At 74.2% G+C, this 17,880-nt stretch carries 17 protein-coding genes and 1 tRNA gene; 10 read left to right on the forward strand and 8 right to left on the reverse strand.

Annotated elements, in window-relative coordinates; all coding sequences use genetic code 11:
* Positions 1-3: 3 nt before the first annotated feature.
* From ACGFZ2_RS18025 to ACGFZ2_RS18035, 3 genes are read right to left on the reverse strand one after another with little or no spacing between them, the layout of a single operon-like run.
* On the reverse strand, positions 4-450 hold the full coding sequence (locus ACGFZ2_RS18025; RefSeq protein WP_393262646.1) for a nitroreductase family deazaflavin-dependent oxidoreductase: 447 nt from the start codon (positions 448-450) through the stop codon (positions 4-6).
* Positions 451-468: 18 nt separating this feature from the next.
* Positions 469-957 (reverse strand): isochorismatase family protein, encoded by a 489-nt coding sequence (locus ACGFZ2_RS18030; RefSeq protein ID WP_393262643.1) that lies wholly within the window; start codon positions 955-957, stop codon positions 469-471.
* 30 nt (positions 958-987) lie between these two features.
* Complete coding sequence (locus tag ACGFZ2_RS18035; RefSeq protein ID WP_393262640.1) at positions 988-2,340, reverse strand: pentapeptide repeat-containing protein; 1,353 nt, start codon at positions 2,338-2,340, stop codon at positions 988-990.
* A gap of 249 nt (positions 2,341-2,589) precedes the next feature.
* On the opposite strand from ACGFZ2_RS18035, the gene ACGFZ2_RS18040 reads away from it, so the two are divergent.
* The 6 genes from ACGFZ2_RS18040 (at position 2,590) to ACGFZ2_RS18065 (ending at position 8,897) form a co-directional block, all read left to right on the forward strand.
* Entirely contained in the window at positions 2,590-3,369 is a 780-nt protein-coding gene (locus tag ACGFZ2_RS18040; RefSeq protein WP_393454813.1) for a lipase family alpha/beta hydrolase, read from the forward strand.
* A 393-nt stretch (positions 3,370-3,762) separates the two neighbouring features.
* Entirely contained in the window at positions 3,763-4,128 is a 366-nt protein-coding gene (locus ACGFZ2_RS18045) for a YciI family protein (protein WP_357701685.1), read from the forward strand.
* A 567-nt stretch (positions 4,129-4,695) separates the two neighbouring features.
* Positions 4,696-6,144, forward strand: a complete 1,449-nt coding sequence (pyk, locus tag ACGFZ2_RS18050; protein ID WP_357701687.1) for a pyruvate kinase — start codon at positions 4,696-4,698, stop codon at positions 6,142-6,144.
* Complete coding sequence (locus tag ACGFZ2_RS18055; protein WP_350682454.1) at positions 6,141-7,025, forward strand: acyl-CoA thioesterase II; 885 nt, start codon at positions 6,141-6,143, stop codon at positions 7,023-7,025. Before pyk ends, ACGFZ2_RS18055 begins: the two co-directional genes overlap by 4 nt.
* An 88-nt stretch (positions 7,026-7,113) precedes the next feature.
* Positions 7,114-7,584 carry an Rrf2 family transcriptional regulator gene (locus tag ACGFZ2_RS18060; RefSeq protein WP_350709253.1) on the forward strand — a complete coding sequence of 157 codons (471 nt, stop codon included), beginning with the start codon at positions 7,114-7,116 and terminating at the stop codon, positions 7,582-7,584.
* A 338-nt stretch (positions 7,585-7,922) separates the two neighbouring features.
* Positions 7,923-8,897, forward strand: coding sequence for a sulfite exporter TauE/SafE family protein (locus tag ACGFZ2_RS18065; protein ID WP_393454981.1), 975 nt, complete (start codon positions 7,923-7,925; stop codon positions 8,895-8,897).
* A gap of 15 nt (positions 8,898-8,912) precedes the next feature.
* On the opposite strand, the gene ACGFZ2_RS18070 is transcribed toward ACGFZ2_RS18065, so the two are convergent.
* The 3 genes from ACGFZ2_RS18070 to ACGFZ2_RS18080 form a co-directional block, all read right to left on the reverse strand.
* Positions 8,913-10,346: a pyridoxal-dependent decarboxylase gene (locus ACGFZ2_RS18070; RefSeq protein WP_393454816.1), complete on the reverse strand. Its 1,434-nt coding sequence runs from the start codon at positions 10,344-10,346 to the stop codon at positions 8,913-8,915.
* A 218-nt stretch (positions 10,347-10,564) separates the two neighbouring features.
* Complete coding sequence (locus tag ACGFZ2_RS18075; protein ID WP_393454819.1) at positions 10,565-11,575, reverse strand: LLM class flavin-dependent oxidoreductase; 1,011 nt, start codon at positions 11,573-11,575, stop codon at positions 10,565-10,567.
* A gap of 76 nt (positions 11,576-11,651) precedes the next feature.
* Complete coding sequence (locus ACGFZ2_RS18080; RefSeq protein WP_350682462.1) at positions 11,652-12,131, reverse strand: Lrp/AsnC family transcriptional regulator; 480 nt, start codon at positions 12,129-12,131, stop codon at positions 11,652-11,654.
* A gap of 83 nt (positions 12,132-12,214) precedes the next feature.
* Between ACGFZ2_RS18080 and ACGFZ2_RS18085 the strand changes: the two genes are divergently transcribed.
* A complete protein-coding gene (locus tag ACGFZ2_RS18085) occupies positions 12,215-13,393 on the forward strand; it encodes a trans-sulfuration enzyme family protein (RefSeq protein WP_393269033.1) in 1,179 nt (392 codons plus the stop codon).
* Between the two features lie 266 nt (positions 13,394-13,659).
* Here ACGFZ2_RS18085 and ACGFZ2_RS18090 read toward each other — a convergent pair whose 3' ends face one another.
* Positions 13,660-13,989 (reverse strand): hypothetical protein, encoded by a 330-nt coding sequence (locus tag ACGFZ2_RS18090; RefSeq protein ID WP_393269030.1) that lies wholly within the window; start codon positions 13,987-13,989, stop codon positions 13,660-13,662.
* A gap of 265 nt (positions 13,990-14,254) precedes the next feature.
* Positions 14,255-14,328: transfer RNA gene (locus ACGFZ2_RS18095), tRNA-Leu, on the reverse strand.
* A gap of 102 nt (positions 14,329-14,430) precedes the next feature.
* On the opposite strand from ACGFZ2_RS18095, the gene ACGFZ2_RS18100 reads away from it, so the two are divergent.
* From ACGFZ2_RS18100 to ACGFZ2_RS18110, 3 genes are all read left to right on the forward strand, one after another.
* Complete coding sequence (locus tag ACGFZ2_RS18100) at positions 14,431-15,051, forward strand: ANTAR domain-containing response regulator (protein ID WP_393269027.1); 621 nt, start codon at positions 14,431-14,433, stop codon at positions 15,049-15,051.
* A 158-nt stretch (positions 15,052-15,209) separates the two neighbouring features.
* Entirely contained in the window at positions 15,210-16,379 is a 1,170-nt protein-coding gene (locus ACGFZ2_RS18105) for a hypothetical protein (RefSeq protein ID WP_393454822.1), read from the forward strand.
* A 259-nt stretch (positions 16,380-16,638) separates the two neighbouring features.
* Positions 16,639-17,799, forward strand: a complete 1,161-nt coding sequence (locus tag ACGFZ2_RS18110; RefSeq protein ID WP_393269024.1) for a branched-chain amino acid ABC transporter substrate-binding protein — start codon at positions 16,639-16,641, stop codon at positions 17,797-17,799.
* The last annotated feature ends 81 nt before the right edge of the window (positions 17,800-17,880 follow it).

The raw sequence follows: 17,880 nt of genomic DNA on the forward strand, positions 1-17,880 counted from the left end.
CCGTTACGGCGCGACGTCGGAAGGCACCGGCTCGACCACGACGACGGGAATCTCCCGGTCGGTCCCCTGCTGGTAGCGGGCGTAGGTCGGGAAGACGCCGGTCATCACCTGCCACAACCGGGGCCGCTCCTCGGCGGTGGCGGTCCGCGCCCGGCCCCGGAACCGTTCGGCCCCGACCTGCACCTGCACCTCGGGGTCGGCGCAGAGGTTGAGGTACCAGGCCGGGTGTCGCGCCGCACCGCCGTTCGACGCCACCAGCAGGTACCGGTCGCCGTCCCGGCCGTAGATGAGCGCCGTCCGTCGCAGCTTGCCCGTCCGGCGCCCCCGGGTGGTGATCAGCAGGGCGTCGTATCCGTGGAACCTGCCGCCGTCGGCGCCGTCGGTGGCCAGGTAACGCTCCACGTGGCTGGCCACCCAGCCGACCGGACTGTCCTCAATGGTCTCCGCCATCAGAGCAGCGTAGCCGCCTCAGCGGTAGTCGTCGGCGCGTCGGACGGCGCCGAAGCGCGGGAAGATCCGCTCGACGGTGAACTCGTGCTCGTCGGCGGCGAAGCCGGACATCGCGTCGGCCACGAACTCCAACTCGTAGCCGTGGTCGCTGGCCGCGCGGGCCGTCGACTCGACGCCCATCGTGGTCACCAGCCCGGCCAGCACCACGGTGTCGACCCCGCGCCGGCGCAGCTGCTCGTGCAGGTCGGTGCCGTGGAACGCGCCGACGGTGCGCTTGACGACCACGACGTCCCCCGGCTCGACCAGCCCCTCGGCGAAGTCGCTGCCCGGCGGTTGCTCGGTCACCCCGGGCCGCTCGACCCGGACCTGGACCACCGGCCGGCCCTGGGCACGGAACACGGCGGCGAGCCGGCGGCAGCGGTCGAGGACATCCTCGCCACGGTGCGGGGCCAACTCCAGCGCGATGATCCGGGGCATCAGGTCGATGAGCACGAGGGCGGTCGTCACGCGGATGATCATAAAGGCGAGCGGTGCGGATCAGGGGTCGGTGAGCAGCAGCCAGTCGTCGTCGAGCCGTGCGACGGTCGTGCCCTCGGGCCAGACGTGCGGGCCGGCCGTCGCCGCCCGCGCCTGGTCGACCAGGGGAGGCCGGGCGAACGTCGCGCCGTCGAAGGTCGCCGAATCGTGGAAGCGGGCCCGGCCGAAGTTCGCGGCGCCGTCGAAGCGGGCCCGCTCGAACCAGGTCTGGCCGCCGAACTCGGTCCAGCGGAACAGGGCCAGGTCGGCGAAGCGGGCGTGCCGGAATCCGGCGTAGCCGCCGAACGCGGCGTGGTCCATCGAGAGCCCGCGGAGGAAGACCGCCTCGCGGAACGTCGCGCTTCTGGTGAAGCGGGTCCCGTCGAAGCTCGCCGTCCGTCCGACCGTGGTGCCCCGGAGGTACGCCCGCGTGACGGTGGCGTGCCGGCACGACAGGCCGCCGCCGAGGTCGGCGCGGTCGAAGCTGAGGCGGCCGTCGATCCGGGCGTCGTCCAGGACGATCTCGGCGTCGCCGCGCAGGTCGTCGCAGCGTAGGTCGGCGAAGGTGGCGCCGAGGGACAGCCGGCCGCGTACGGTCGCGCCGGCGAGGCTGGTGGTGCCGGCGCAGACCGCGCCGGTGAGGTCCGCGTCGACCAGGGTGCAGCCGGCGGCGTCGAAGCCGTCGAGGCGGGCGCCGGTCAGGTCCAGCGTGACGCCGGGCCAGAAGGCGTCGTCGTCGGCGCGCAGGTGCCGGGTCAACACCCGCTGCGCGGTGCGGCGCACCTCCGCCTCGCCCGCGTCGTCGTCGGCCGCCGGCATCCGCAGGTACGCGCAGAGCACCGCCACGATCGTCGGCCGCTGTGCGGGATTGTCCTGCCCGAGCCGTTCCAGGGCGTGCAGGCCGCCCAGGCGTACCGCCGCCTTGTCGTCGCCGAGTAGTTCGACCGCACGGGTGTAGAGCTCGGTCAGCCGGCGCTCGGCGGCGTCGTGTTCGGCTGCCTCGGCCTGCCGGTCCTGGTGCCGCTGCCCGGCCTCGGCGACCGACTCCGCGTGCGTCTGCGTCCGGTCCCGGTGCGCCTGCTCCTGCGCGGCGACGGCCTCCTGGTGCCGCTGGGCGCGCTCGCTGATCCATTGCCGGCGGGCGGCGAGGAGCAGCGCCAACCCGCCGCCGGTGCCGGCCACCACGGTCAGCCCGGTGCGGATGGCGTCGATGCGCAACGTGGCGCGGGTGTCCGGCTGGGCGGCCCGGTCGGCCTCGTTGAGCAGCCAGTCCAGGACCAGCCAGCCCAGCAGCGCGGCGGCCAGCAGCCCGACGAGCACGAGCCACCAGGGCATCACCCGCAGCGGCTTCTCGTCGGTCGGTGTCTGGCGCACGGGCCCCAGCATGCCACCGGCGCCGGGCCCGCGTGTGCACCGTCCCTCGTGGACGGCGGGCCACCGCGTCGCCGGCGCTCGAAGAACCACGCGAATTGCCGGTTTGCGCTCCCGGCGCGACAAGGGTTACCGGCCCGTAACGGTCTTATTGACGACCGCGAATCACGACCTTCATCATCGTCCCACGATCGATCGGCCCCCCCGCCCGCCGTCCCGGGTTTCCGGGTACCTCCCGCCGGAGGTGCAGCCATGCTGCTCCGAAAGATCCTCGCCGCCGTCGCCGCCACCGCCGCCGTGCTGCTCGTCCCGGCCACCGCCGCGACGGCCGCCCGCGATCGCCCCGCCACGGGAGCCCCGGCTGCCACCGCCACTGCCAACCCGGTCATCGTCGTCGGCGGCCTGATCGGCCTATCCATCGCGTACGAGCCGATCGCCGCCCGGCTGCGCGCCGACGGCTTCCGGGTCTTCGTTTACCAGTTGCCCGGCCTCGGCTTCGGCGACATCCGCGACTCCGCCCGCGCCTTCGCCGCGTACGTCGAGCAGGTCCGGTCCGTCACCGGTGCGTCCCAGGTGGACGTCGTCGGCCACTCCGAGGGCGGGCTGGTCTCCCGCTGGTACGTGAAGTTCCTCGGCGGCGCGTCGGCCGTCGGCCGCTACGTCAGCCTCGGCAGCCCCCAGCAGGGCACGTACGTCGCGAACATCCTGCGGGTCGTCGGCCTCGGCAGCTGCGCCGGAGTCGTCGCCTGTCAGCAGATGTCGATCGGCTCCGACTTCCTCGCCGACCTCAACGGCGGCGACGACACTCCCGGCGCGGTCCGCTGGACCACGGTCCGGACGTGGCAGGACGAGCTGGTCTGGCCGGTCGACAACGCCTCGCTCGCCGACGGCGCGACCAACGTGCTGATCCAGGCGGCGTGCCCGCTGCGGATCGTCGGGCACCTCGGGCTCGTGCTGGACGGCACCACGTACACCGTGGTCCGGCAGGCGCTGCGCGACACCCCGATCCGCCCGGACTGCCTCGCCCTGTAGCGGACCAGCCGGGGCGGATGGCGCGCCGCCCGCCCCGCGTCAGGCCGCCCTGGCGAGGGCCTCGTACTCGTCGTCGGTGAGCCGCACCTCGGCCGCGGCGACGATCTCCTCCAGGTGCGCGACCGGCGACACCGGCGCTCAGGGCCGTACGTGCACCGGGGCCGGCAGGTGGTCGAGGTGGGCCTGCGGCGGCGCACGCGGCGCCGTGCCGTGGCCCTGGCGTGGACGGGGGCCGTGTGGGGGGAAAGGGCGCAGCGGGGCGGCAACCGGGCCGGGGCGTGGGCGGAGTTGACCGGAGCGCCCGTGCGGGCCGCCCGCGCGTGCGACGCTGGGCCCGTGCCGGTCGGCGTCGACCACGGGTCGCCGCGCGGCGCGACGCGGGAGGGAGCGCCCATGACGGGAGTGCCGCAGGTCGACTTCGCGCTCGACACGTACGAGTGCATCGTGCTGTATCCCGGCGCGGCCGGACGGGCGCTGCCGGCGGAGACGGTGCAGCGGTTGCAGGCCGAGCACCTCGCGCACATGCAGGCCCTCCAGCGGCGGGGGATCATCCTGGTCGCCGGCTCGGTGGACGGCCAGGCCCGCGAGCCGGACCCGCCGATCGGCTTCGGTCTGGCCCGGACCGGTTCCGTGGACGACGTGCGCAGCGTGATGGAGGCCGACCCGGCGGTGCAGGCCGGGCTCTACCGGGTGGACGTGATGACCTTTCTCTGCCCGGCGGGCTCGCTGGAGTTCCCACTGGTCAAGACGCAGACCTGAGCGGTTCCGCCGGACGCCCGGCGCACCGTGGCGCGCGGCGCGGGCCGCCGTCCCGGCGTGCACCGCCGGCCTCCCGCGGCGGTCCGCCCCCCGACGCGCGAGCGACCCGGTCGGGCACCTGCGACCGTGGAACGGCATCGCCACCATTGCGCCGGCACCCCTCCGGCGCCATCAGCAGAACCCGTCGGATCGGCCGGGGAGCGGGGTCGGGCGTGCGGGCCAGGCCGCCCGCGGGTCGGGCGGGGCGAGTGTGCGCGGGTAGGGCCGGGCGGACGTCCGCGCCGCGGGTGTGCGGCCAGGGCGCGGCACGGCGTGGGCCGGCCATCGACGGCGGGCGCGGCACGGCGTGGACCGGCCATCGACGGCGGGCGCGCCGGCCGGGAGCACCCCGGTGCCCGGTGGCGCCGGGGGCGTACGATTCCGGCGCGCGGTCGCCGTTGCCCGCCGTCTCAACGTTCCGGCGTGGGTTCCGCCCGCCGGCTGCGCGCGTGACGCGCGTCGTTGGACAATTTTCCGCAGCCCGCGAGGGGTCGGCCCGCAGTCCGACCCGGAGGAGAGACTAGCCTGATGGGCGTGACACGCCGCGCGAAGATCGTCTGCACTCTTGGTCCTGCCACCTCGTCCCCGGAGCGGATCCGGGGGCTCGTCGAGGCCGGTATGAACGTGGCGAGACTCAACTTCAGCCACGGCAGCCACTCCGACCACGAGGCGGTGTACCGGCTGGTCCGCGAGGCCGCGGAGGCGGCCGGACGCCCGGTGGCCGTGCTCGCCGACCTGCAGGGTCCGAAGATCCGGCTCGGCCGGTTCGCCGACGGCCCGCACGAGTGGCGCACCGGCGACTCGGTCGTGATCACCGGCGACGACGTCCTCGGCACGAAGGACCGGGTCTCCTGCACCTACCGGAAGCTTCCGCAGGAGGTCAAGCCCGGCGACCGGCTGCTGATCGACGACGGCCGGGTCGCCGTCGAGGTCACCGACGTCACCGGCAACGATATCCGCTGCCTGGTCACCGAGGGCGGCCCGGTCTCCAACAACAAGGGCGTCTCGCTGCCCAACGTGGCGGTCAGCGTCCCGGCGATGTCCGAGAAGGACGCCGAGGACCTGCGCTTCGCCCTCGGCCTCGGCGTCGACCTGATCGCGCTCTCCTTCGTCCGCTCCGCCGACGACATCAAGCTGGTGCACGGCATCATGACCGAGGTCGGGGTGCACCGGCCGGTGCTGGCCAAGGTGGAGAAGCCCGAGGCGGTCGACTGCCTGGAGCAGATCGTGCTGGCCTTCGACGGGGTCATGGTCGCCCGCGGCGACCTCGGTGTGGAGCTGCCGCTCGACCAGGTCCCGCTGGTGCAGAAGCGCGCCGTGCAGCTCTGCCGGGAGAACGCCAAGCCGGTCATCGTGGCCACCCAGATGCTCGACTCGATGATCGAGAATTCGCGCCCGACCCGCGCCGAGGCCTCCGACGTGGCCAACGCCGTGCTCGACGGGGCGGACGCGGTGATGCTCTCCGGCGAGACCAGCGTCGGCAAGTACCCGGTGCTCACCGTCAGCACCATGGCGAAGATCGTCACCACCACCGAGTCCGGCTCGATCGGGGTGCCGCGCCTCCAGCACGACCCGCGTACGCACGGCGGCGCGCTCACCGTCGGGGCGTCCTCGATCGCCCGGGCCATCGGCGCGAAGGCCCTGGTGGCGTTCTCGCAGACCGGCGACACCGTGCGGCGGCTGTCCCGGCTGCACTGCGACCTGCCGCTGCTCGCGTTCACCCCGGTGCCCGAGGTGCGCAACCAGCTCGCCCTCTCCTGGGGAGTGGAGACCTTCCTGATGCCGTTCGTCGAGCACACCGACGACATGTTCCGCCAGGTCGACCAGGCGCTGCTCGGGCTCAACCGGGCCAACCCCGGCGACCACGTGGTGATCGTCGCCGGCAGCCCGCCCGGCACCCCCGGCTCGACCAACACGCTGCGCGTACACCAGCTCGGGTCGTTGGTCGACGCGGCGTCCGCGCGAGCACTTCAGTGAGTGCCGCGGAGGTCGCGGTCGGCCAGGCCGCGGTCGACCAGCTCCTCGAGGTGCTCGACCTGGAGCACACCGGCGAGATGACCTTCCGGGGGATGAGCCCGCCGGTCGGCCCCCAGCGGGTGTACGGCGGCCAGGTCGCCGGCCAGGCCCTGGTGGCCGCCGGCCGGACGGTCGACCCGGCGCGCTTCGTGCACTCCCTGCACGGCTACTTCGTGCGCGCCGGCGACCCGAGCGAGCCGATCGTGTACGAGGTGGAGAACATCCGCGACGGCCGCTCCTTCTCGGTGCGCCGCTCCGTGGCGCTCCAGCACGGCAAGCCGATCTTCTTCATGTCGGCGTCGTTCCACCGTCCCGAGGAGGGCCTGGACCACCACGCGCCCACGCCGCCCGACGTGCCGGGGCCGGACGAGGTCCCGACGATGACCGACCGGCTCTCCCGCTACCCCGAGCGGCTCGGCATCTGGGCGCAGATCCCGCGCCCGATCGACGTGCGCTACGTGGGCGAGCCCGGTTGGGTGCGCCCCGGCGACCGGCCGGCCGACCCGCACCAGCGGGTCTGGATGCGCATCGACGGCAAGCTGCCCGACGATCCGCTGCTGCACGCCTGCGCGCTGACGTACGCCTCCGACCTGACCCTGCTCGACTCGGTGCTGTCGGTGCACGGCGAGGTCTGGGGCCCCGGCGGGGTGGTGGGGGCCAGCCTCGACCACGCGCTGTGGTTCCACCGGCCGTTCCGCGCCGACGAGTGGTTCCTCTACGACTGCTGGAGCCCGTCCGCCTCCGGCGCGCGGGGGCTCGCCACGGGTCGCCTGTTCACCACGGACGGCCGACACATCGCCAGTGCCGTGCAGGAGGGGCTGCTGCGCCGCGTCGGGGAGTGACGCCGAGCCGGGGCGGCACATCGCCGTCGGCCGATCGGCCGAGGGGTGATCGGTCGGCCGGGGCGACCAGCGGGTTAACCTTGCCGGCATGCGCCTCTCCGCCCGGGTCGACTACGCCCTCCGTGCGGTCGCCGAGCTCGCCTCGGTGACCGGCGGCGCCGGGGCCGGGCGAGGTCGGCCGGTGACCGCCGAGCAGATCGCCCGCGCCCAGGAGATCCCGCCGAAGTTCCTGGAGAGCATCCTGCTGCAACTGCGCCGCGGCGGCATCGTGCACGCCCAGCGCGGCCCCGAGGGCGGCTACTGGCTGGCGCGGCCGGGCGGGGAGATCTCGCTGGCCGAGGTGATCCGGGTGATCGACGGCCCGCTCGCGCACGTACGCGGGCAGCGGCCCGAGGAGCTCGGCTACCACGGCGCCGCCCGGTCCCTCCAGGAGGTCTGGATCGCCCTGCGGGCCAGCGAACGCCAGATCCTGGAGCTGGTCACCGTCGCCGACGTGGCCGCCGGCACCCTGCCCGAGCGGGTCACGGAGCTGGCCGCCGACCCCCGCGCCTGGACCTGATCCGGTCGACGTGCACGCCGGCGGACTGAGCGGCGGCCGCCGGGGGCTGGCCGCCGACCCCCGCGCCTGGACCTGATCCGGGCCGAACCGGCCGGCGCCGGGGCTCGCGCGCCGGCGGTCGACGCGTCGCCGCGCCGTCCGGGCCGGCGTCACCGTCGCCCCTGTCGCCGGGCCGGCGTCACCGTCGCCCCTGTCGCCGGGCCGGCGTCACCGTCGCCCCTGTCGCCGGATCCGCGTCACTGTCGTCTCACTGACCGGTCGGAGTCTTGACCCCGGCACCCCGCGTGCCGCATTGTCGACCAAGTCGATAGGAGATGCCGAAAAGTCAGGGGGCGCTCGTGCGCAAGCTGCTGGTCCTCGCACTGGTCGGGCTCGTCGCGCAACTCGTCGACGGCGCGCTCGGCATGGCGTACGGGCTGACCTCCTCCACGCTGCTGCTGCTCGTGGGCGTCGCCCCGGCCGCCGCGTCGGCGTCGGTGCACCTGGCCGAGATCGGCACCACGCTCGCCGCCGGGGTGGCGCACTGGCGGTTCGGCAACGTCGACTGGCGGGTGGTGGCCCGGATCGCCGTCCCCGGCGCGGTCGGCGCGTTCGCCGGCGCGACCTTCCTCAGCACGATCTCCACCGAGTCGGCGGCCCCGTGGATGGCCGGCATCCTGTTCACGCTCGGCGCGTACCTGCTGGTGCGCTTCTCCCGCCCGCTGCGCACCGACCGGCGGGCCGGTCGGCTGCGGGGGCGCTTCCTGGGCCCGCTCGGCCTGGTCGCCGGCTTCGTCGACGCCACGGGCGGCGGCGGGTGGGGGCCGGTCGCCACGCCGGCCCTGCTGGTCAGCGGCCGGCTGGAGCCCCGCCGGGTGATCGGCTCGGTGGACACGGCCGAGTTCGTGGTCGCCGGCGCCGCCAGCATCGGCTTCCTCATCGGCCTCGGCGCGGAGGGCTTCCTGCTGCCCATGGTGGCCGCGCTGCTCGTCGGTGGCCTGATCGCCGCGCCGGTCGCCGCCTGGCTGGTCCGGATCGTCCCCGCCCAACTGCTCGGCGCGGCGATCGGCGGCGTGATCGTGTTGACCAACGCCCGCACGCTGATGCGCTCGGCCGACCTCGGCGGCCCCGCCCGACCGGCGGTCTACGCGCTGCTCGCCGCCGCCTGGGTCGCCGCCCTGGCGCTGGCCGTCCGGGCGCTGCTGCGGACCCGCCGGGCGCGGGCCGTCGCCGCGGCGGCCCTCGCCGCGACCCCGGTCCCGGCCCCGGCGTCCGTCTCCGGCACGAGAACCCGGGTCCCGGTGCCGACCGCCGGCACGCCCGACCCGCGCTAGCGGGGGAGTGGCGGGTCAGCGGGGCAGGAGGGCGGTCGCGGCGTCGCGGAGCAGCGACCACGCCTCGTCGACGTGGGCCTCGGTGGTCTGCGGCGAGCCGACGGCCAGGCGCAGCGTGTACCGGCCGTTCACCCGGGTGTGCGTCAGGTGCACCCGACCCGTGGCGTTGACCCGGGCCAGCAGTTCCGCGTTGACCTCGTCGTCGGCGCGCAGCCGGAAGCAGACCAGCGAGTACGGGTGTGCCCCCACCAGCGCGAACCGGTCGTCGGCGCGGACCCGCTCGGCGAACCGGGCGGCGAGTGCCACCCCGGACCGGATGTGCGCCCGCAGCCCCTCGGCGCCGTACCAGCGCAGCACGAACCAGAGCTTCAGCGCCCGGAACCGGCGGCCCAGCGGCACCTGCCAGTCCCGGTAGTCGATCACCGCGCCGGATTCGGTGGCGGCGTTGCGCAGGTACTCCGGCAGCACGGTCAGCGCCTCGATCAGTTCGGCGGTGTCGGCGACCCAGAACGCGTCGCAGTCGAAGCCGGTGAGCAGCCACTTGTGTGGGTCGAAACAGTACGAATCGGCGTACTCCAGGCCGGCGTGCCCGAACCGCAGCTCCGGGCAGACCGCCGCCGCCCCCGCGTACGCGGCGTCGACGTGCAGGAAGACGCCGTACTCGGCGCAGGTCGCGCCGATCTCCGGCAGCGGGTCGATCGCGGTCGTGGACGTGGTCCCGACGGTGGCCACCACGATGGCGGGTCCCACGCCGGCGGCCCGGTCCGCCTCGATCGCCGCGCGCAGCGCCGCCGGGGACATCGCCTGCGTCTCGGAGTCCACCTCGATCGGTCGTACGCCGTCGGCGCCCAGCCCGGCGATCCGCGCGGCCTTCTCGATCGAGGAGTGGCCCTGGGTGGACGTGTAGGCGCGGTATCGGCGGTCGACGCCGACCTCGCGCCACCGGCCGCCGCCGGCCCGGTGCAGCGCGACCAGGGTCGCCACCAGCGTCGCCGAGGACGCGGAATCCTGGATCACCCCGCCGCCGCCGGAGCCGGCGCGGAACCGCTTCGGCAGCTCCAGCAGGTCGGCGAGCCAGTCCAGCATCACCGTCTCCAGTTCGGTGCACGCGGGCCCGGTGGCCCAGAGCATGCCCTGCACGCCCAGTCCCGAGCTGACCAGGTCGCCCAGCACGCTGGGCCCGGAGACGTTGGCCGGGAAGTAGCCGAAGAACCCGGGGTGCTGCCAGTGGGTCAGGCGCGGGGCGATCAGCGTGTCCAGGTCGGCGAGGACGGCCGCCACGGGCTCGCCGTGCTCGGGCGGGCCGGCCGGCAGCCCGGCGACCACCGCGCCGGGCGGGTCCTGCGACGTCACCGGGCGCTGCCCCACCGTCGCCCAGTAGTCGGCGATCCAGTCCACCACCGCGTGCCCGGCGCGTCGGAACTCGTCCGGGGTCATGTGCTCAGCCACGCCCTGAGTTGATCAATAATTTGGGCCGGCGGCAAGGAAACGGCGGTCGCGGACGGGGCAGGCACCGGGCCGCAGCCGCGGAATCCGCACAGCCGCGGCCCGGTGCCCCACACCGCGGCATCCCCGACCCGTCCCGACCGGGGATGCCGTACCACCACCGGGGACAAACCTAGGCGGCCCGCGCGTCTCCCCGGTGACGGCGACGTGAAGATCGTGTTTCAGCCGTCCCGGCGCAGGCCACCGGCCACCTTCGCGGCGATCAGCTCGTACGAGCGCACCCGGTCGGCCACGTCGTACACCAGCGTGGTCAGCATCAGCTCGTCCGCGCCGGTACGCGCCAGCAGGTCGCCGAGCTGCCGCCGTACGGTCTCCGGCGAGCCCATCGCCTGGCCCTCCCGGCGCTGCGCCACGAACTCCCGCTCGATCTCGGTGTACGGGTACGCCGCCGCCTCGTCCGGCGTGGCCAGGGGCCCCGGTCGACCCGAGCGCAGCCGCAGCAGCGACAGCGCGCCCGGCCCCGCCAGCCACTCCGCCCGCTCGTCGGTGTCCGCGCAGACCGCGTTGACCGCCACCATCGCGTACGGCTCGGCCAGCCACTTCGACGGCCGGAAGCTCTGCCGGTACAGCGCCAGGGCGGGCAGCGTGTGCTGCGAGCTGAAGTGGTGCGCGAACGAGAACGGCAGCCCCAGCATCCCCGCCAGCTGGGCGCTGAACCCGCTGGAGCCGAGCAGCCAGATCGCCGGCTGCTGCCCGCGACCCGGGGTGGCCGTGATCGGCCCCGGCCGCTCGCCGGTGAAGTAGTTCATCAGGTCCGCCAGCTCCCGGGGGAAGCCCTCCGCCGACAGCCCCTCCATGGTCCGGCGCAGCGCCAGCGCGGTCACCTGGTCGGTGCCCGGGGCGCGGCCGATGCCCAGGTCGATCCGGCCCGGGTGCAGCGCGTCGAGGGTGCCGAACTGCTCGGCCACCACCAGCGGCGCGTGGTTGGGCAGCATCACCCCGCCCGAGCCCAGCCGGATCGTCGACGTGTGCGCCGCCAGGTGCGCGAGCAGCACGGCCGGAGCGGAACTCGCGATCCCCGGCATGTTGTGGTGCTCGGCCACCCAGAACCGGTGGTATCCCAACGCCTCGGTGCGGCGGGCCAGCTCGGTGGTGTGCCGCAGGGCCTCGCCGGCCGTGGCACCGGCCGCGACCGGGGCAAGGTCAAGAACAGACAGCGGTACGTTGATCACACGGCTGGCCAACCCGCCCGGCCCCCGAATTGTTCCCCGGGGCAACCAAGCTCACGCGGTGCCCCGCACCGGGTGCTCAGCCCAGGCCGCGGGCCTGTTCGAAGATCAGGCTCGTCTGGGTGTGCAGCACCGCCGGGTCCACCGCCAGGTGGTCCAGCACGAAGTCGCGCAGCGCGTCCGCCGAGGCGGCCCGCACGTGCAGCACGTAGTCCTCCGCGCCCGCCACGTGGAACACCGACACCACCCCCGGCAGCCGCACCGAGCGGGCCCGGAACGCGTCCACCACCGCCCGCTCGTGCGCGGTCAACCGCACCGACACCAGCGCCTGCAACGGCAGCCCCACCGCCGCCGGGTCCACCTCCGCGTGGAACCCGCGGATCGCGCCACACTCCCGCAGCGCGCGGGTGCGGGTCAGGCACGTCGAGGGGGCCACCCCGACCCGCTCGGCGAGGGCGTTGTTCGGCAGCCGGCCGTCCGCGGCCAGCTCGGACAGGATCGCCCGATCGGTGTCGTCCAGGGTCGCGAACCGCCGCACATCGTTCGTCGCAAGGGGCATGGAGACATCCTCCGTCGAATCGCCGCGCCAATCATAGGAATCTAGCCGAATCATCTTCGGAACTATTGTCCACTGCTGGCTCTATGTTCGATCCTTCCGGCATGACGACCGTGGACACCCGAGCCGTGCACGCCGGCCGCGACGACCTCGCCGCCCTCGGCGTCCACGTGCCGCCCATCGACCTCTCCACCACCAACCCCCTGCCGTCCGTCGACGCCGGCGGCGACGCGTACGAGACCCTCGCCACCGGGGGCACGCTCCCCGCCGGCGGCAGCGCCGTCTACCAGCGCCTGTGGAACCCCACCGTCGCCCGCTTCGAGACCGCCCTCGCCGCCCTCGAAGGCACCAGCGACGCCGTCGCCTTCGCCAGCGGCATGGCCGCCCTCACCGCCACGCTGCTCGCCGCCACCCGGGACGGGAAGCGCCACCTCGTCGCCGTCCGCCCGCTCTACGGCGGCACCGACCACGTGCTCGCCACCGGCCTGCTCGGCACCACCGTCACCTGGGCCCACGCGGACGAGGTCGCCGCCGCCGTCCGCCCCGACACCGCCCTGGTGATCGCCGAGACCCCGGCGAACCCCACCCTCGACCTGGTCGACATCGCCGCCCTCGCGCGAGCCGCCGGCGACGTCCCGCTGCTCGTGGACAACACCGTCGCCACCCCCGTGCTCCAGCAGCCCACCCGGCACGGCGCCGCCCTCGTGCTGCACAGCGCCACCAAGAGCATCGGCGGACACGGCGACGTGCTCGCCGGAGTCGTCGCCTGCGACGCCGACTGGGCTGCCCGGCTGCGCCAGGTCCGCGCGCTCACCGGCGCGATCCTGCACCCCCTCGGCGCGTACCTGCTGCACCGCGGCCTGCAGACCCTGCCGGTGCGGGTCCGCGCCCAGCAGGCCGGCGCGGAGAAACTCGCCGCCTGGCTCGCCGCCCACCCCGCCGTCACGCGGGTGCACCACCCGTCGCTGCACGACCCGGCCGGGCTCGTCGGCCGGCAGATGACCGGCCCCGGCAGCCTCCTCGCCTTCGAGGTACGCGGCGGCGCGCCCGCCGCGGCCGCCGTCGCCGACGGCTGCCGGCTGATCACCCACGCCGTGTCGCTCGGTGGGGTCGACACGCTCATCCAACACCCGGCCTCGCTGACCCACCGGCCCGTCGAGGAGGGGGCCAAGCCGGTCGGCGGGCTGCTGCGCGTCTCCGTCGGCCTGGAGGACCCGGAGGACCTGCGCGCGGACCTGGCGGGGGCGCTCGCCGAACTCGGCTGAGCCGGCACGTCCGCGCGCCCGACGACTCGGCACCTCGGCACGGCTGGCGCCTCGCCACGTCGGACCGCCGCATTGGAGGCGCGGGTGGAACACCAGGGGTGTCGAAGACGCGGCGTCGCACCCATGGATTCCACTCGTCGAGCCGAAGCCCCGCCGGGGCGGGCGAGGCGAGCAGCCGACCGCGCGGAGCCGGCGGGTCTCTCCGACCGCGCGGAGCGGCTGGCCCCTTCGATCGGGCCGAACAGCCGGGGATTCCGACCGTCAGGTCAGGACTTCGGGCCGACGCGGCGGTCGAGGGCGGCGACCGCCTCGCGACGCGCGACCGACAGGGAGTTGCGGCGGTTCATCCGCCAGGCGACCCCGAGCAGGTCGAGCGCCCACTGGCAGAGGCCCATGATGTCGGCCGACTCGTTGACGAACATGTAGCGCGGGTAGACGTACTGCTTGCCGCGCACCGTCACCCGGTTGGTGGTCCGACACCCGTCGGAGTGGAACAGGCCGCGGACGAAGTCGCCGGGATGGGCGGTGACGATCTCCCGCTGCCAGTCGGTGAGGACGATCCGGCACCCGGGCGGAGGACACCAGATAGCCGTCACCCAGGTAGAGGCCGAGCAGGAAGCTGTAGGCCTGGGCCTGAGTCCGATTGTCGACGCCGGGACGGCAGCGGAAGCAGCGCAGCGCCGTGCCCCGGACCGGGGCCTCGGGCCGGCGGCACCACTCCCACACGGTGCGGTAGGGAAGCCCGACGGCGCGGGCCGTCTCCGCGACCGTCGCTCCCAAGCGGTGGACCTGGTGCGCTCGTGCGCGTACTTCCGGTGGATGCACGCCGACGAGTTTGGTACGTACGTGCGACAGTTTCGGTGCCCCCGGTGGGATTCGAACCCACACTGTCGGAGGTTTGAGCTCCGCTTCTCTGCCAGTTGGAATACGGGGACTTCGCCACCCACGCTGTGGCGGCGCCACATAGGTTACCCACTACGCTAGGCACGACGGTACCGGACCGGCGGGTGCCGGGAACAGAGTGGTGGGAGTGGCTCGTGGCGGAGACGCAGACGGACGTCGAGCGCAGGCGCGTTCTGATCGCCGAGGACGAGGCGCTCATTCGGCTGGACCTCGCCGAGATGCTGGTCGAAGAGGGCTACGAGGTGGTCGGGGAGGCCGGTGACGGCGAGACGGCCGTCCGGCTCGCCGAGGAGCTCAAACCCGATCTGGTCATCCTCGACATCAAGATGCCGATCATGGACGGGCTGGCCGCCGCCGAGCGGATCGCCGGCGCCCGGATCGCCCCGGTGATCATCCTGACCGCGTTCAGCCAGCGCGACCTGGTGGAGCGGGCCCGGGCGGCCGGCGCGATGGCGTACCTCGTGAAGCCGTTCCAGAAGAGCGACCTGGTGCCGGCGGTGGAGATCGCGCTGTCCCGCTACTCCGAGATCGCCGCGCTGGAGTCGGAGGTCGCCGGGCTGACCGACCGGCTGGAGATCCGCAAGACCGTGGAGCGCGCCAAGGGTGCGCTCATGACGACCTACGGGATGACCGAGCCGCAGGCGTTCAAGTGGATCCAGCGCACGGCGATGGACCACCGGATGACCATGAAGGAGGTCGCCGAGCGGATCCTCGCCGAGACCGCCGGCGGCGAGGTCGCGCAGCCCACCGCCTGACCCGGGGCGGAACACGCCGGGCCGCTCGGAGTCCGCGCCGGGCCCTCCGTCGCGGTCGACCGTACGGCCCGGGGGCGACGCACCGGGACGGCGCGACACGCCGGGGCCCGTGGAACCGGGCTCCCCGCCGGGCCGGCCGATCGATAACATCTGATCCCATGTGGTCCCGGCGGCTGGTGGCGGTGCTCGGTGTGGCCGCCGCGCTGCTGGCCGGCTGCGACCGGGCCCCGGCGGAGCCCACCGCCGAGCCGCTGCGCCCGGCGTGGCAGCCGCTGAGCCTGCCCGCGCCGCCGGGCGCGGCCGGCCGGCCGCTGTTGCGCGACGCCGTGGCCTGCGCCGGCCGGTGGTACGTGGTGGGCGGGCTGGCCGACGCGGCGGGGGAGACGCGGCCGGCGGCCTGGAGCAGCGCCGACGGCGCGGCGTGGTCGGCGCTGCCGGTGGCGGCGTCGAGCTTCTACGGCCGCCAGCACGTGCTGTACGCGGCCGCCTGCCGGGACGGCCGGGTGGCGGCGCTCGGGGCGAAGAACGGCGGCGTGCACGGCAATCCCCGCACGGGCACCTGGGCGCAGGCCCCGGACGGCGCGCTGCGGGAGGTGCCGGCCCCCTTCGAACTGTACGCGGGGCCGCGGGCGGTGAGCGTGGCCCGGTTGGCCGCCGGGCCGGCCGGTTGGCTGATCGCGGGGGCCCGGGTCGACGGCGCGGCGGTCTGGACGTCCCCCGACGGCGCGCGGTTCACCATCCGGGAGGGTGTGCCGGAGCTCGCCGGTGACGGGCGCGGCCGGACGGTGGCGTACGACGCGGTGGCCGTGCCGTCGGGCTGGTGGGTGGTGGGGGCGGTGCTGCCGCCGGGCGCGACCGCGCTGGCGCCCCTGGCGTGGGCCTCGGCGGACGGCCTTGCCTGGCGGCGGGTGGCGTTGCCGGCGGCGGACGGGCGCGGCCAGGCGCAGCGGGTGGCGTCGGTGGGCGACGGCGGGCTGGTGACGGTCGGTCCGGTGCGCGAGGGGTTCGCGGCCTGGCGGCTGGCCGGGGACGAGTGGCGGCGGGTCGGCGGGTTCGGCGTGCCGGGGCCGGGGGTGTCGTCGGTCGACGGTCTGGTGCCGGCCGGGCGTGCTCTGGTGGCGGTGACCGGGGACGGCGGCGGTCGCGGACTGTGGCTCTCGGTCGATTCGGGGGATTCGTGGCGGACGATGGCGATGCCTGCCGTGGTGCCCGACGGCGGCAACACGGCGGTGGCCGCGGCGGCCCAGGGGGATCGACTGGTGTTGGTCGCCGATGACGGCCAAACGTCCCGTGCCTGGTGGACCGGGTTGCCGGTCATTGATCGGTAGGGAGTGGGCGCTGACCTGCCCGTTACCGACGAAACGAAGGCGAGGGCCATTCATGACCGACGGTTCTTACAGCGATCGTTTCCAATCCGCCACGGCGTGTAACGGTTCGGTCAACCCGCTCCGCTGGGGCTTTCGTCACAGCTGAAAGGTGGGATAGCGTCCGGCCCCAGACCGGCGACGACGGTCTGGTTCGTCCGCCCCCGCAAGGGCCAATAGGCAGCGGGTGGTTCGGACCATGGGACGGAGGAGGGTTCGGGCCTTGAGGCAGAAGCTCGCGCGCGTTATCGGTGGGGTGGCCATGCTGGCGCTCGTCGCCGGCGGCACCGCATGCTCCAGCGGTGGAGACGACACGGCGTCCGGTGGGGAAGCCTGTGGCAACAAGATCGCGTTCTTCGGCGCGTTGACCGGCAGCTCGGCGGCGCTCGGCATCAACGAGAACAACGGCGTCAAGCTGGCCGTCGACAAGTACAACAAGGAAAACGCCGACTGCAAGGTCGAGCTGGTCTCCCTGGACTCGCAGGGCAGCCCGGACCAGGCCCCGGGTCTGGCCCAGAAGGCCATCGACGACACGAAGATCCTCGGCATCGTCGGCCCGGCCTACTCGGGTGAGTCGGAGGCCGCCGGTCCGCTGTTCAACGAGGCCGGTCTGGTCACCATCACCCCCTCCGCGACCCGCCCGAGCCTTGCGGAGCAGGGCTGGAAGACCTTCTTCCGCGCGGTCGGCAACGACTTCAGCCAGGGCCCGGCGGCCGGCAACTACATCAAGAACGTGCTGAAGGCCGACAAGGTCTACGTCATCGACGACCAGTCCGCGTACGGCGCCGGCCTGGCCGACGAGGTCAAGAAGCTGCTCGGCCCGGCGGTCGTCGGCTCGGACAAGGTCCAGGGCGAGGGCAAGCAGACCGAGTTCTCCGCCGTGGTCACCAAGGTCAAGGCCGCGAACGTGAAGGCCATCTTCTACGGCGGCTACTACCAGGAGGCGGGCCTGATCCGCAAGCAGCTCAGCGCTGCCGGGGTCACCGCTCCGCTGATCGCCGGTGACGGCGTCAACGACGGCGCGTACATCACCTCCGCGGGTGCGGCGGCGGCCGAGGGCACCATCCTCACCTGCCCGTGCCAGCCGGCCACCGAGGCGCGGGGCACCTTCGCCCAGGAGTACAAGGCCCTCAACGGCACCGACCCGGGCACCTACAGCGACACGGCCTACGACGCGGCGAACATCCTGCTCGCCGGCATCAAGGCGGGCAAGACCACCCGTGCGGGCCTGCTGGAGTTCGTGAAGGGCTACAGCGGCGAGGGCGTCGCGGCGAGCTACAAGTTCGTCGAGGGCGGCGAGCTCGACCCGGCGCAGGTCAAGGTCTGGGCCTTCAAGGTCCAGGGCGGCAAGGTCGTCCCGGACCAGGAGATCCCGAAGTCCTGACGCCGGTCGCTGCTACAGCGATTGAGTTGTGATCGCGGGTGCGGCCGGGAGCTCGCTCCCGGCCGCACCCCCTTTTTCTCT

Source organism: Micromonospora sp. NPDC048063 (assembly GCF_043202855.1).
GTDB lineage: Bacteria > Actinomycetota > Actinomycetes > Mycobacteriales > Micromonosporaceae > Micromonospora.